The organism is Pseudomonas sp. ATCC 13867 (assembly GCF_000349845.1).
In the GTDB taxonomy this organism is placed as follows: Bacteria; Pseudomonadota; Gammaproteobacteria; order Pseudomonadales; family Pseudomonadaceae; genus Pseudomonas.
In genome coordinates this window covers 340,257-353,311 of record NC_020829.1, presented here as the reverse complement: position 1 = coordinate 353,311, position 13,055 = coordinate 340,257, and the positions used below count along the sequence as shown (strand labels likewise).

Sequence of the window (13,055 nt, the reverse complement as noted above, 5' to 3'; positions counted from 1 at the left end):
ATGATCGGCAACGCTCGCCGGATTAATCCCAAGCCTGCCAGCAACCGACAGAAAGCCGCTTCCGGAGCCATCCACCGATGGACATCAAACAGCTCAAATTCCTCTGCGCCCTCGACGAAACGCGGCATTTCGGCCAGGCGGCGGCACGCTGCCATGTCACCCAGCCGACCCTGTCGATGCGACTGCGCAGCCTGGAGGAAGAGCTGGGCCTGGAACTGGTACGGCGTGGCCAGCGTTTCGAAGGATTCACCGAGGCCGGCGAACGCGTCCTGGCCTGGGCGCGCAGCCTGCTGGCGGCCCACGACGGCCTGTACGCCGAGGCCGCCGCCTGCCGTGGGCAACTGGTCGGCACCCTGCGCCTGGGGCTGGTGCCGTTGGCGGGCTTCGACCCCATGCGGCTGATCGAACTCTTCGCCCAGCGCCACCCGGAACTGCGCTTCCAGCTCTATGCCCTGAGCTCGGAGAACATCCTCGAGGGTCTGGGACGCAACCAACTGGACCTCGGCCTCTCCTACCTCGACCGCATCGACCGCGAGCACTTCCAAGGACTGGAACTGGCCGCCACGCGGATGGGCCTGCTGCACGACCGCCGGCACTTCCAGATCGACAGCCCGAGCCTGAGCTGGGATGCCCTGGTGGACCTGCCCCTGGGCCTGCTCTCGGCCGGCATGCACTTCCGCCAGTCCATCGACCACGGTTTCCGCAGCCGGGGCCTGACACCCCAGCCGCGCCTGGAAACGGATGCCGTGCACCAGCTCGTGCAAGCCGTGGAGCGCGGCCTGTGCTGCGCGATCATGCCGCTGGGCAGCGGACTCGATGCCCAGGGCGAACACTTCGTTCTCACCCCGATAGAGGACGCGCGCACCCTCTCCCCGCTCGGCCTGATCATCCGCCGTGGCGCACCGCGCTCGGCCCTGGCCGATGCCTGCTTCCGCGAAGCGGCCGCGCTGCTGGGTAATGCCGCAAGCGCATGATAGATGGCGTCGATCATGGTATCGACACTACCCATTAGACGCCCTCCCCGCATCGGCCTAGGCTGGCCCCATTACTAGAACCACAGGGCTCCGCCCATGCCTTGCCTGATCGCCCGCCCGGCCCCCGCCGCGGTCCGGGTCGCCGTCGTGCCTGCCGACGGCTACGCCTACGCCGAACTCACCCCGGACAGCGACACCGGCCGCGCTCCGCTGGCCGACGAAGTCGCCCTGGCCATCGCCTACAACGGCCTCAACCAGGCGGTGATGATGGTTTCGCCGAACGACCTGGAAGACTTCATCCACGGCTTCAGCCTCGGCGCCGGCCTCATCGAATCCATCGACGACATCTATGACATCCACCTGACGCCACACGGCGACGCTATCGCCGCCGACGTGCAGGTCAGCAATCGCGCGTTCTGGACGCTCAAGCAGCAGCGCCGGCAACTGGCCGGCAATACGGGCTGCGGCCTGTGCGGCGTCGAGGCGCTGGACCAGGCATTGCCGGCCCTGCCGCTGCTGCCGGCCACGCCACTGCCGCCCACCGCCCACCTCGCCGGCCTGCGCGAGCGCGTGACGGCGGCCCAGGACATCGCCCGCCGCAGCGGCGCGGTGCACGCCGCCCTGTTCGTCGACGGCCACGGCGACGTTCGCCTGTGCCGCGAGGACATCGGTCGGCACAACGCCCTCGACAAACTGGTTGGCGCCCTCAAGCGCCAGCACCTGGATGCGCACGGCGGCTTCGCCGTGGTCACCAGCCGCTGCAGCCTGGAGCTGATCCACAAGGCCGTGCGCGCCGGCCTGCCCACCCTGGTCAGCCTGTCCGCCCCGACCGCGCTCACGGTGCAGTGGGCCCGCGAGCACAACCTGAACCTGATCCACCTGCCCCATCGCAGCGCGCCCCGGGTCTACAGCCCGGCGCCGCATGCCGTCCGAGAGAGCCGCCCATGAGCCTGCAACAGGAAAACCCTCGCTACCAACCCTACAAGGGCCCGGCCGCCGGCTGGGGTGCGCTGATGAGCGTCACGCGCTTCTGGCTGGACAGCAAGCAGCCGTTCAAGAACCTGCGCGCGCTGCTCAAGACCAACCAGAACGGCGGCTTCGACTGCCCCGGCTGCGCCTGGGGCGACTCTCCCGAGGATGGCCGGGTGAAGTTCTGCGAGAACGGCGCCAAGGCGGTGAACTGGGAAGCCACCAAGCGCCGCGTGGACGCCCCCTTCTTCGCCCGGCACAGCGTCAGTTCGCTGCGTGAGCAAAGCGACTACTGGCTGGAGTACCAGGGCCGCCTGACCGAGCCGATGCGCTACGACCCGGCCACCGACCGCTACCTGCCGATCGACTGGGACGACGCCTTCGCCCTGATCGCCCAGCACCTGCGCACCCTGGAAAGCCCCGACCAGGCCGAGTTCTACACCTCGGGCCGGGCCAGCAACGAAGCCGCGTTCCTCTATCAGTTGTTCGTCCGCGCCTTTGGCACCAACAACTTCCCCGACTGCTCGAACATGTGCCACGAGGCCAGCGGCGTCGCCCTGGGGGAGAGCGTCGGCGTCGGCAAGGGCACCGTGACCTTCGCCGACTTCGAGCATGCCGACGCGATCTTCATCTTCGGCCAGAACCCCGGCACCAACCATCCGCGCATGCTCGAGCCGCTGCGCGAGGCGGTGAAGCGCGGCGCCCAGGTGGTCGCCTTCAACCCGCTGAAGGAGCGCGGCCTGGAGCGTTTCCAGCACCCGCAGCACGCACTGGAAATGCTCACCAACGGCTCCGAGCCGCTGAACACCGCCTTCTTCCGCCCGGCGCTGGGCGGCGACATGGCCGCCGTGCGCGGCATCGCCAAGTTCCTCCTGCAGTGGGAGCGTGAAGCCCAGGCCAAGGGCGAACCGGCGGTGTTCGATCATGCCTTCATCGCCGAGCACACCCAGGGCATCGAGGACTACCTTGCCGAACTGGACGCCACCCGCTGGGAGCACATCGAGCGGCAGTCCGGCCTGAGCCTGGCCGAGATCGAGCAGGCGGCGCTGATGTACCGTCGCGCCGAGCGCGTGATCGTCTGCTGGGCGATGGGCATCACCCAGCACCACCACTCGGTGCCGACCATCCAGGAAATCGCCAACCTGCAACTGCTGCGCGGCAACCTCGGCCGCCCCGGCGCCGGCCTGTGCCCGGTACGCGGCCACAGCAACGTGCAGGGCGACCGCACGATGGGCATCAACGACCGCCCGCCGGCGGCGCTGCTGGATGCCATCGAACACCGCTTCGGCTTCAAGGTGCCGCGCCAGCACGGCCACAACACGGTCGAGGCGATCAACGCCATGCTCAAGGGCGAGGCGAAAGTCTTCATCGGCCTGGGCGGCAACTTCGCCCAGGCCACCCCGGACAGCCCGCGCACCCACCGCGCCCTGGAAAACTGCGCCCTGACCGTGCAGATCAGCACCAAGCTCAACCGCAGCCACCTCACCGTGGGCGGCGACGCACTGATCCTGCCGTGCCTGGGTCGCACCGACATCGACCACCAGGCCGACGGCCCGCAGGCGGTGACCGTGGAAGACTCCTTCAGCATGATCCACGCCTCCTTCGGCCAACTGGAGCCGTCGTCGAAACAGATGCGCTCCGAACCCGCCATCATCGCCGGCATCGCCAAGGCCACCCTGGGCAACCACCCGGTGGACTGGGATGCACTGATCGCCAACTACGAGCGCATCCGCGACCTGATCGCCGACACCATCCCCGGCTTCGCCGACTTCAACCGCCGCGTGGCGCACCCGGGCGGCTTCTACCTGGGCAACAGCGCCGGCGCCCGGCGCTGGAGCACCGCCAGCGGCAAGGCCAACTTCCAGCGCCACCCGCTGCCGGCGGATCTGGTGCATGAGAAGGTCCGCAAGACCGGCCACGAACCGCACCTGATCCTGCAGACGCTGCGCTCCCACGACCAGTACAACACCACCATCTACGGCCTGGACGACCGCTACCGGGGCGTACGCGGCCAGCGCGAGGTGGTGTTCGCCAACGAGGCGGACATCCGCCGCCTGGGCTTCGAGCCGGGCGAGCAGGTGGACATGGTGTCGCTCTGGGCGGACGGCGTGGAACGCCGGGTCAGCGGCTTCACCCTGCTGGCCTACGACATCCCCGCCGGCCAGGCGGCGGCCTACTACCCGGAAACCAACCCGCTGGTGCCGCTGGAAAGCCACGGCGTGGGTAGCCATACCCCGACGTCGAAATTCATCGCCATCCGTTTCGAAAAGGCCAGGCCGAGCCCGCGGATCCTGTGATCCTCCCGCGCCTCCTGAGCGGCTCCTGATCTTGTAGGAGCGAGCTTGCTCGCGAACAGCGTTTCCCGGCCATATCGGGGCTGGGTGGTTCGCGAGCAAGCTCGCGCGCCTACGAAAAGCGCCGACATGAACCTGCAGCGCCTCGACTGCCGATCAGCGCATCGATTCGTTCGGAAGCCTTCGGCGACGTGCATCCAAGTTGCAGTCCGCGTATCCGGGCTTTTCCACACGCGCACGAGATTACGTCCTGCGAAGAATCCGCCGAAAACACATCACTCGGGAAAGGACTGGAAGGTACACTTGGGGAATCCGGTGGCGAATCGTGAAAAGCCATCATTGCAATGGCAGTTTGCGGTAAAAACACACACAAAACAAAACCCCGGAATAACACTCAGACCGCGCAAAATCGAAAAAGTTCTGACCTTAAATCAAATACTTGCATTATTTGATGAAAGTCGTGCTATTCGTCGGAAGTGCCTTGTCAGAGCCTTCGCACGAACACAGGATCGCATCCAACATCCCCACAGAGAGATCCTCTCTATGAAGTACTCCTCGATGCTCCTGTTGTCTCTTGCGCTGGTTGGTGGCACCGCCGTCGCGGACGGCGACACCCGTGCCGGCGTCGGTGGCGCCCTGGGCGGGGTATTGGGTTCGGTCGTCGGCCAAGCGGTCGGCGGCAGCACCGGCGCCGCCATTGGTAGTGGTATCGGCGGTGCGGCCGGTGGTGCGGTCGGTGCCCGCCACGGCAACAAGACAGAAGCCGCCATCGGCGGTGGCCTGGGCGCAGCTGGCGGCCAGGTGATCGGCAACAAGGTGGGCGGTACCACTGGCGGCCTGATCGGCGCGGCCCTGGGTGGCGGCGCGGGCGGCGCGCTGGGCAACCACTACGCCGACAACAACCGCGACGACGACGATGACGACTACCGTCACGGCTACCGTCGTGCCCGTTACCATGATCGTGACTACGATCGCGGCTGGCACGACAATGGCCGTCATCGCGGCTGGTACAAGCACAAGCACCACCGTCGCGGCTGGGATTGATCCGCGGAAGATAAACCGCGATCAGTGCACGGAAATGATGACCGACAGCCGGGCACGCGTTGCCCGGCTGTTTGCTGTGCGGGACAATTTCCCCAATCCTTCCCTACTTTCAGGTTCGCATGATGCGTAAGACTCTCACTGTACTGGCCCTGAGCCTCCTGGCCTCCCATGCCGTGGCCGATGACACCAAGGCTGCCATCGGCAGCGGCGTCGGCGGCGCGCTGGGCAACGTGGTCGGCGGTGCGCTGGGCGGCTCCACCGGCGCCGCCATTGGCGCGGGCGTCGGCGGCGCGGCCGGCGGCGCGATGGGCGCGAAGAACGGCAACAAGACCGAGGCGGCCATCGGCGGCGGTCTGGGTGCCGCTGGCGGCTCGGTAATCGGCAACAAGGTCGGCGGTTCCACCGGCGGCACTATCGGCGCGGGCCTGGGCGGTGCCGCGGGCGGCGCGCTGGGCAACCACATGGCCGACAAGAACAACGACGACAATGATCACCACGACAGTGGTTATCACAAGGGCAAAGGCCACCATAAGCACAAACACAAGCATCACGACGATTGATGCCGTGCTGAACAAAGAGCCCGCCTTCCGGCGGGCTCTTTCGTTTCGGGCCGGGTACACGGCGCCGTACAGCGCCGCTGCGGCGATGTTCGCAAGCCAGCCCGCTCGCCTCGGAGGCTCCCGCCCCGCGCCGCCGGCCAGAAACCGGGAGCAGGCCCGCGGGCGTGCCATCTGGCGTGGGTGGTATAGGCTTGCAGGCCAGGGATCACTGGCTACAAGGAGTGCTTGTCGTGAGAGTTGCTGCCGGACTGTTCCTGCCCCTTTTCGTGGCGCCCTGCGTCCACGCGGCGAATTGGCAGATCTGCCGGATGGAGGTGGAGATCACCGAGACAGTGGCCCAGCCCTATCCGGGGCTCAAGGGCCGGGTCGAGTCGGTGAAGACGCAGGCGGAATCGACCGAATGCCCGATTCGCGGCGAAGTGATCGCCTTCGCGCCGGAGAGCGTCGACTACCAGAGCATGATTCCGCGCCAGCACTGGCCCAAGCCGGGCCAGCGCGTGTGGATGCGCTACCAGTACCTGGACGGGGAGTGCAAGAACGACGGCAATCCCAAGCCCTGCCGGATTCAGCACTATCCGATGGGGTGGTGAGGAGCGCCTTTGCGTAGGAGCTTGCTCGCGAACGAGCTCCCGTCGACTTCGGAGCTGGGCGGTTCGCGAGCAGGCTCGTTCCTGCGAAGAGCCGTCAGCCTCGGACCAGCACTTCCATCGCCTCGCGCAGCGGCGCCGGGATCGACACCGGGCTGTTGCTCGCGCGGTCGACGAAGACATGCACGAACTTCCCGGCGGCGCAGGCCAGGTCCTCGCCCGCGCGGAAGATCGCCAGCTCGTACTGCACCGAGCTGTTGCCCAGCTTGCCGACCCGCAGGCCGACCTCGATGCGCTCGGGGAAGGCCACCGGGGCGAAGTAGTCGCAGTTGGAGCTGACCACGAAGCCCACCACCTCGCCGTCGTGGATATCCAGGCCGCCGCGCTCGATCAGGTAGGTGTTCACCGCCGTATCGAAGAAGCCGTAGTAGGTCACGTTGTTCACGTGGCCGTAGATGTCGTTGTCGTGCCAGCGGGTGGTGATCGGCTGGAAGTGCGCGTAATCGGCGCGGCTGGGGTGCTGTTCGCTCATCGCTCTCTCAGTAGGCGGCTCGGTAGATGGCCAGAGCGTCGCGCTCGCTGACCTCACGGGGATTATTCACCAACAGGCGCTGCTGCTGCATGGCATCGGCGGCCAGGCGCGGCAGGCTGTCCTCCGGCACGCCGGCGTCGCGCAGGCGCGAGGGCAGGCCGCTGCGCGGGCTGAGATCGGCCAGTTCGGCGATGAACTGCTCGGTGCGGTCGGCGTCGCTGCGCAGGCGCTCGCCCAGCAGCAGCGGCGCCAGTTCGGCATAGAGCGCGCCGGCGTTGGGCGCATTGAAGCGGATCACCTCGGGCAACACCAGTGCATTGCTCAGTCCGTGGGGAATATGGAAGTGCCCGCCCAGCGGATAAGCCAGCGCGTGCACGGCGGCCACCGGAGCGTTGGCGAAGGCCTGGCCGGCCAGACAGGCGCCCAGCAGCATGGCCTGGCGCGCCTCGCGATTGCGACCGTTGTGCACCGCCTCGTCCAGGTTCAGCGCCAGCAGGCGCAGGGCCTCGCGGGCCAGCAGATCGGACAGCGGATTCTTCTTCAGCTTGCTGGTGTAGGCCTCGATGGCGTGGACCATCGCGTCGATACCGGTAGCGGCGGTCACCGCCGGCGGCAGGCCGAGAGTGAGGTCGGCGTCGAGCACCGCCAGGTCCGGCAGCAGGTGCGGGCTGACCACGCCCATCTTGGTGGTCTCGCCGGTGGTGACGATGGCGATCGGCGTCACTTCCGAGCCCGTGCCGGCGGTGGTCGGCACCTGCAGCAGCGGCAGGCGCGGGCCACGGGCATTGCCGACGCCGAAGACGTCCTCCAGTCCCTGGCAAGCCAGCGGGTGCGCCAGCAGCGCCACCAGCTTGGCGACGTCCATCGAACTGCCGCCACCGAAGCCGATCACCAATTGCGCGGCCATCCGACGCGCCTGCTCGACGGCGGCCAGCACCACCGCTTCCGGCGGGTCGGCCAATACCTGGTCGAAGACTTCCACCGCCACGCCGGCCGCAGCGAAGCCGGGCAGCACGCCGTCGAGCATGCCCAGGCGGGTAATCCCGGGGTCGGTGACGATGAGCACGCGCTGGGCGCCGCGTTCGCGGCAGAGCGCCCCCAGGCGGGCGGCGGAACCACTCTCGCAGAGGATCTGCGCGGTGGTGGCGAAGCTGAAAGGCTGCATGACGGTCCCCGGTCTTGTCGTTGTACGGCGGAAAATCCGTAGGCCTGCTAGATGGCCAGCTGGGGCAGCATAGCAACGCGCGGCACGACCATGAAACCTCGTACCGCCAAGCGAAACAGTTATTCACGGAATGAATGGTTTGTTCATGCGCAATGCAGAGCGTTGGGGGGCTTCTGTAGGAGCGAGCTTGCTCGCGAACCGCTCAACTTCTGAGCTGGACCCTGTTCGCGAGCAAGCTCGCTCCTACGAAGAGCATCCTGCCAACACCAGGCCACCCAGAAACATAAAGGCCGGCATTGCGCCGGCCTTTTCTCCATCGAGGACAGGTCAGACCGCGACCGGCGCCTTGATGTGCGGGTGGGCCTCGTAGCCGACAAGCTCGAAGTCCTCGAAGCGGAATTCGAACAGGTCCTTCACCTCGGGGTTGATCTTCATGGTCGGCAGCGGCAGCGGCTGGCGAGTCAGCTGCAGGTCGGTCTGTTCCAGGTGGTTGGCGTACAGGTGGCAGTCGCCGCCGGTCCAGATGAACTCACCAGGCTGCAGCCCGGCGACCTGCGCGACCATCAGGGTCAGCAGCGCGTAGCTGGCGATGTTGAAGGGAACGCCGAGGAAAATGTCGGCCGAGCGCTGGTACAGCTGGCAGCTGAGCTTGCCGTCGGCGACGTAGAACTGGAACAGCGCGTGGCACGGCGGCAGGGCCATCTCGTCGATCAGCGCGGGGTTCCACGCGGAGACGATCAGGCGGCGCGAGTCCGGGTTGTTCTTCAGCATCTGAATCAGGTTGGCGATCTGGTCGATGTGGCGGCCGTCCGGCGCCGGCCAGGAGCGCCACTGGTAGCCGTAGACCGGGCCGAGGTCGCCGTTCTCGTCGGCCCACTCGTCCCAGATCGAGACGCCGTTTTCCTTCAGGTAGGCGATGTTGGTCGAGCCCTTGAGGAACCACAGCAGCTCATGAACGATCGATTTGAGGTGGCACTTCTTGGTGGTCACCAGCGGGAAGCCTTCGGCGAGGTCGAAGCGCATCTGGTGGCCGAACACGCTGTAGGTGCCGGTGCCGGTGCGGTCGCTCTTGAAGGTGCCGTGTTCGCGCACGTGGCGCATGAGGTCGAGGTACTGTTTCATCGCTGCTGTTTTATCCGGTGAGGCTCTGCGGCGCGGCTTGCGGTGGCCGCCGGCGGGTCGATCCGCCCATGCAGAATCTGAACAAGCGGCAATACTAAGGGGCGCGGCCCGCTCTCGCCACCCCGACCGGCTCGGTGGCCGTCCCAAGTTCCGAACGATACGGCGAAGGCGGCGCCAGACCGCCCGCCGCCACCGTTGCCTGGTGCCAGAGAGGTCTCCATGTCCGATGTTCAACGCTCCGACTTTCCCCTGTCCCGCCGCCGCCTGCTGGCGGTGGCCTGCGCCAGCGCGGCGGTCGGCGGCGTGCTGCTCAGTCCCGCTGCCCGCACCTGGGCCGCGCTGACGCCCCAGGCCGAGGCGGAGCTGGCCAGCTTCATGACCCTGTCCCGACGCCTGACCGGACGCAGCAACCTCGATCCGCGCATCGGCCAGCGCCTGTTCGAGGCCCTGACCCAACGCGACACCGCGCTCAAGCAGAGCCTCGCCGAGCTGCTGGCACACCTGGCCGACCCGCCGGCCAGTTGGAACGAGCGCCAGCAGTGGCTGGCCCGGCAGATCCTTGGCGGCTGGTACCTGGGGCAGATCGGCGAGGCCAGCAACGCCACCGTGGTCACCTACGAGCAGGCGCTGATGTTCAAGGCGGTGGACGACGTGCTGGTGATCCGCAGCTACTGCCCGAACAAGCCGGGCTTCTGGGCGGCGCAGCCGGCCGAACGGGAGGTGTGAGCATGGCCGAGACGCAACGCGCGGATTTCGTCGTGGTCGGCTCCGGCGTCGCCGGGGCACTGGTGGCCCATCAGCTGGCGCTGGCCGGCAAGGACGTGCTGATCCTCGAAGCCGGCCCGCGCATGGCGCGCTGGGAGATCGTCGAGCGCTTCCGCAACCAGGCGGACAAGTCCGACAACCAGGCGCCCTACCCCGCAAGCCGCCAGGCCCCGCACCCGCAGTTCCACCCGGACAACCACTACCTGATCCAGAAGGGCACCCATCCCTACGACGTGCAGTACCTGCGCGTCGTCGGCGGCACCACCTGGCACTGGGCAGCCTCGGCGTGGCGCTTCCTGCCCAACGACCTCAAGCTGGCGAGCCTCTATGGCGTGGGTCGCGACTGGCCCATCGAGTACGCCGAGCTCGAACCCTGGTACCAGCGCGCCGAGGAAGAACTGGGCGTCTGGGGCCCCGGCGACGAGGAGCTGGACTCCCCACGCAGCCAGCCCTACCCCATGCCGCCCCTGCCGCTGTCGTGGAACGAACAGCGCATCAAGACCCTGCTCAACGCCAACGGCTACCGCGTGGTCACCGAACCGGTGGCGCGCAACAGCCGCCCCTACGACGCGCGGCCAACCTGCTGCGGCAACAACAACTGCATGCCGATCTGCCCCATCGGCGCCATGTACAACGGCATCGTCCACGTCGAGAAGGCCGAAAGCGCCGGCGCGCGGCTGGTGGACAACGCCGTGGTGTTCAAGCTGGAGAAGGGCGACGGCGGCAAGATCGGCGCCGCGCTGTACAAGGACCCGCAAGGCAACGAGCATCGGGTGGAAGGCGGGACCTTCATCCTCGCCGCCAACGGCATCGAGACGCCCAAGCTGATGCTGATGTCCGAAGTCGGTAACAGCTCGGACATGGTCGGCCGCAACCTCATGGACCACCCCGGCACCGCCGTGCAGTTCTATGCCGACGAGAAACTCTGGCCGGGCCGCGGGCCGCAGGAAATGACCTCGATGGTGGGCTTCCGCGATGGCGCATTCCGCAGCGAATACGCCTCGAAGAAGATCCACCTGTCGAACCTCTCGCGTACCGACCAGGTGGCCGCCGAGCTGATCCGCAAGGGGCCGCTGCTGCTGGGCCGCGAACTGGAGGCGCAGATCCGCGACCGTGCCGCGCGCTTCGTGCGTTTCGACAGCTTCCACGAAATCCTCCCGCATCCGGAGAACCGCATCGTCCCCAGCACCAGCGAGCGCGACGCCGTGGGCATCGCCAAACCGGAGTTCACCTACGCGATGGACGACTACGTACGCAGGAGCGCGGTGCACACCCGCGAGGTGTATACCCACGCGGCGAAACTGCTGGGCGGCAGCGAGGTGGTGTTCGAGGACAACTTCGCCAACAACAACCACATCACCGGCACCACCCTGATGGGCGCCGACCCTAAGGACTCGGTGGTGGACGCTCAATGTCGCAGCCACGACCACCCCAACCTGTTCATCGCCAGCAGCGGCGTGATGCCCACCGTCGGCTCGGTGAACTGCACCCTGACCATCGCAGCCCTTGCCCTGCGCCTGGCCGAGCACCTGAAGCGGGAGGCCTGACGATGAAACCCCTGGCACTTCTCGCCCTGCTCGCCGCCCCGCTGCTGGGCCACGCCGCCAACGCGCTGGACCCGGCGCCGCAGGAGCTGCTGCAACGCGGCGAATACCTGGCCCGCGCCGGCGATTGCGCCGCCTGCCACACCGCGCCGGGCGGCAAGCCCTTCGCCGGCGGCCTACCGCTGGCCACGCCGCTGGGCGCGGTGTACTCCACCAACATCACCCCCGATCCGAAGACCGGCATCGGCAGCTACAGCTACGACGACTTCGCCCGCGCCCTGCGCGATGGCGTGGCCAAGGGCGGCACCCGTCTCTACCCGGCGATGCCCTACACCGCCTACGCGAAGATCAACGACGACGACATGAAGGCGCTCTACGCCTGGTTCCTCGAAGGCGGCGTGCAGGCCGTGGCGCAGCCCAACCAGGACTCGGACATCGCCTGGCCGCTGGACATGCGCTGGCCACTGGCGATCTGGAACCTGCTGTTCCACGACGATGCGGTCTACCAGCCCAATCCCAAGCAGAGTGCCGCCTGGAACCGCGGCGCCTATCTGGTCCAGGGCCTGGCCCACTGCGGCACCTGCCACACCCCGCGCGGCATGGCCTTCCAGGAACAGGCCATGAACGAACAGGACACCGGCTTCCTCGCCGGCGCCGCATTGGGCGGCTGGTACGCCTTCAACATCACCCCCGACACCCACAGCGGCATCGGCGGCTGGAGCGACGCGGAAATCGTTCAGTACCTCAAGACCGGCCGCGCACCGGGCAAGGCCCAGGCCGCGGGACCGATGGGCGAGGCGGTCGAGCACAGCTTCCAGTACCTCTCCGAAGCCGACCTGCAAGCCATCGCCAGCTACCTGCGCAGCGTCCCGGCGGTCAGCGACGGCGAGCGCAAGGCGCGCTTCCAGTGGGGCAAGCCGGCCGAGGACGTGGTCACCCTGCGCGGCCAGGGCTTCGCCGCCCAGAAGCACGACGACGGCGCCCGCCTGTACCTGGGCAACTGCGCCAGCTGCCATTCCTGGAGCGGCGAAGGGGTGAAGGACGGCTACTACCCGATGCTGCTGAAGAACAGCGCGGTGGGCGCCCTGCAGCCGGACAACCTGGTGCAGGTGGTGCTCGGCGGCGTGCACCGCAAGGTCGGCGACGAGGAGCTGTTCATGCCGGGTTTCGCCGGCACCCTCAACGACGAGCAAATCGCCACGCTGGTAAACTACCTCACCCGGCAGTTCGGCAATCCCGAGGTGAAGGTGGACAGCGCAAGGGTGGCCGCGATTCGGCAGCCTTGAGCACCAGCCACTCCCGCCCCTGGACGCCTGGCCGAGTCTCACCCACACGGCTTCGCGGCACCCCGTTTCGAGGTACTTCGACGCACCCGCCCCCACACCGGAACAGCTACCAACCCCGAATCACCCAAATGGGCGATTTCCAACTTGCAGCCGCCTCGCTAGCTTCGGCTGAAGCCGAGGTCCCGACAGCCAGCCAAAATCATCCAAAGGCTG

The 13,055-nt window shown here is 67.5% G+C and carries 12 protein-coding genes; 9 read left to right on the top strand and 3 right to left on the bottom strand.

The annotated features are described in order from the left end of the window. Positions 1–77 precede the first annotated feature (77 nt). From H681_RS01570 to H681_RS01545, 6 genes are all read left to right on the top strand, one after another. A complete protein-coding gene (locus tag H681_RS01570) occupies positions 78–974 on the top strand; it encodes a LysR family transcriptional regulator (protein WP_015475085.1) in 897 nt (298 codons plus the stop codon). 96 nt (positions 975–1,070) lie between these two features. Continuing rightward, a complete protein-coding gene (gene fdhD / locus H681_RS01565) occupies positions 1,071–1,922 on the top strand; it encodes a formate dehydrogenase accessory sulfurtransferase FdhD (RefSeq protein ID WP_015475084.1) in 852 nt (283 codons plus the stop codon). Beyond that, positions 1,919–4,240 (top strand): FdhF/YdeP family oxidoreductase, encoded by a 2,322-nt coding sequence (locus tag H681_RS01560; RefSeq protein ID WP_015475083.1) that lies wholly within the window; start codon positions 1,919–1,921, stop codon positions 4,238–4,240. Before fdhD ends, H681_RS01560 begins: the two co-directional genes overlap by 4 nt. Positions 4,241–4,780: 540 nt before the next feature. After that, positions 4,781–5,281 carry a glycine zipper domain-containing protein gene (locus H681_RS01555; protein ID WP_015475082.1) on the top strand — a complete coding sequence of 167 codons (501 nt, stop codon included), beginning with the start codon at positions 4,781–4,783 and terminating at the stop codon, positions 5,279–5,281. A 122-nt stretch (positions 5,282–5,403) separates the two neighbouring features. Then, the gene (locus tag H681_RS01550) at positions 5,404–5,841 is read left to right on the top strand and encodes a glycine zipper domain-containing protein (protein ID WP_015475081.1); all 438 of its coding nucleotides are present in this window, start codon (positions 5,404–5,406) and stop codon (positions 5,839–5,841) included. A gap of 230 nt (positions 5,842–6,071) precedes the next feature. After that, complete coding sequence (locus tag H681_RS01545) at positions 6,072–6,431, top strand: hypothetical protein (RefSeq protein ID WP_157883290.1); 360 nt, start codon at positions 6,072–6,074, stop codon at positions 6,429–6,431. Positions 6,432–6,525: 94 nt separating this feature from the next. Here the strand turns inward: H681_RS01545 and H681_RS01540 are convergent, their stop codons facing one another. From H681_RS01540 to H681_RS01530, 3 genes are all read right to left on the bottom strand, one after another. Further along, on the bottom strand, positions 6,526–6,960 hold the full coding sequence (locus H681_RS01540; RefSeq protein WP_015475079.1) for an acyl-CoA thioesterase: 435 nt from the start codon (positions 6,958–6,960) through the stop codon (positions 6,526–6,528). Positions 6,961–6,967: 7 nt separating this feature from the next. Continuing rightward, entirely contained in the window at positions 6,968–8,125 is a 1,158-nt protein-coding gene (locus tag H681_RS01535) for an iron-containing alcohol dehydrogenase (protein ID WP_015475078.1), read from the bottom strand. 327 nt (positions 8,126–8,452) lie between these two features. Further along, complete coding sequence (locus H681_RS01530; protein WP_015475077.1) at positions 8,453–9,247, bottom strand: thymidylate synthase; 795 nt, start codon at positions 9,245–9,247, stop codon at positions 8,453–8,455. A gap of 219 nt (positions 9,248–9,466) precedes the next feature. Between H681_RS01530 and H681_RS01525 the strand changes: the two genes are divergently transcribed. From H681_RS01525 to H681_RS01515, 3 genes are read left to right on the top strand one after another with little or no spacing between them, the layout of a single operon-like run. Beyond that, positions 9,467–9,973 carry a sugar dehydrogenase complex small subunit gene (locus H681_RS01525; RefSeq protein WP_015475076.1) on the top strand — a complete coding sequence of 169 codons (507 nt, stop codon included), beginning with the start codon at positions 9,467–9,469 and terminating at the stop codon, positions 9,971–9,973. A gap of 2 nt (positions 9,974–9,975) precedes the next feature. Then, positions 9,976–11,559, top strand: a complete 1,584-nt coding sequence (locus H681_RS01520; RefSeq protein WP_015475075.1) for a GMC family oxidoreductase — start codon at positions 9,976–9,978, stop codon at positions 11,557–11,559. Between the two features lie 2 nt (positions 11,560–11,561). Then, positions 11,562–12,842 carry a c-type cytochrome gene (locus tag H681_RS01515; protein ID WP_015475074.1) on the top strand — a complete coding sequence of 427 codons (1,281 nt, stop codon included), beginning with the start codon at positions 11,562–11,564 and terminating at the stop codon, positions 12,840–12,842. The last annotated feature ends 213 nt before the right edge of the window (positions 12,843–13,055 follow it).

Coding starts and splice junctions, on each gene's coding strand:
- H681_RS01570 (WP_015475085.1), top strand. CDS start 78: ATGGACATCAAACAGCTCAAATTCCTCTGCGCCCTCGACGAAACGCGG.
- fdhD (WP_015475084.1), top strand. CDS start 1,071: ATGCCTTGCCTGATCGCCCGCCCGGCCCCCGCCGCGGTCCGGGTCGCC.
- H681_RS01560 (WP_015475083.1), top strand. CDS start 1,919: ATGAGCCTGCAACAGGAAAACCCTCGCTACCAACCCTACAAGGGCCCG.
- H681_RS01555 (WP_015475082.1), top strand. CDS start 4,781: ATGAAGTACTCCTCGATGCTCCTGTTGTCTCTTGCGCTGGTTGGTGGC.
- H681_RS01550 (WP_015475081.1), top strand. CDS start 5,404: ATGCGTAAGACTCTCACTGTACTGGCCCTGAGCCTCCTGGCCTCCCAT.
- H681_RS01540 (WP_015475079.1), bottom strand. CDS start 6,960: ATGAGCGAACAGCACCCCAGCCGCGCCGATTACGCGCACTTCCAGCCG.
- H681_RS01535 (WP_015475078.1), bottom strand. CDS start 8,125: ATGCAGCCTTTCAGCTTCGCCACCACCGCGCAGATCCTCTGCGAGAGT.
- H681_RS01530 (WP_015475077.1), bottom strand. CDS start 9,247: ATGAAACAGTACCTCGACCTCATGCGCCACGTGCGCGAACACGGCACC.
- H681_RS01525 (WP_015475076.1), top strand. CDS start 9,467: ATGTCCGATGTTCAACGCTCCGACTTTCCCCTGTCCCGCCGCCGCCTG.
- H681_RS01520 (WP_015475075.1), top strand. CDS start 9,976: ATGGCCGAGACGCAACGCGCGGATTTCGTCGTGGTCGGCTCCGGCGTC.
- H681_RS01515 (WP_015475074.1), top strand. CDS start 11,562: ATGAAACCCCTGGCACTTCTCGCCCTGCTCGCCGCCCCGCTGCTGGGC.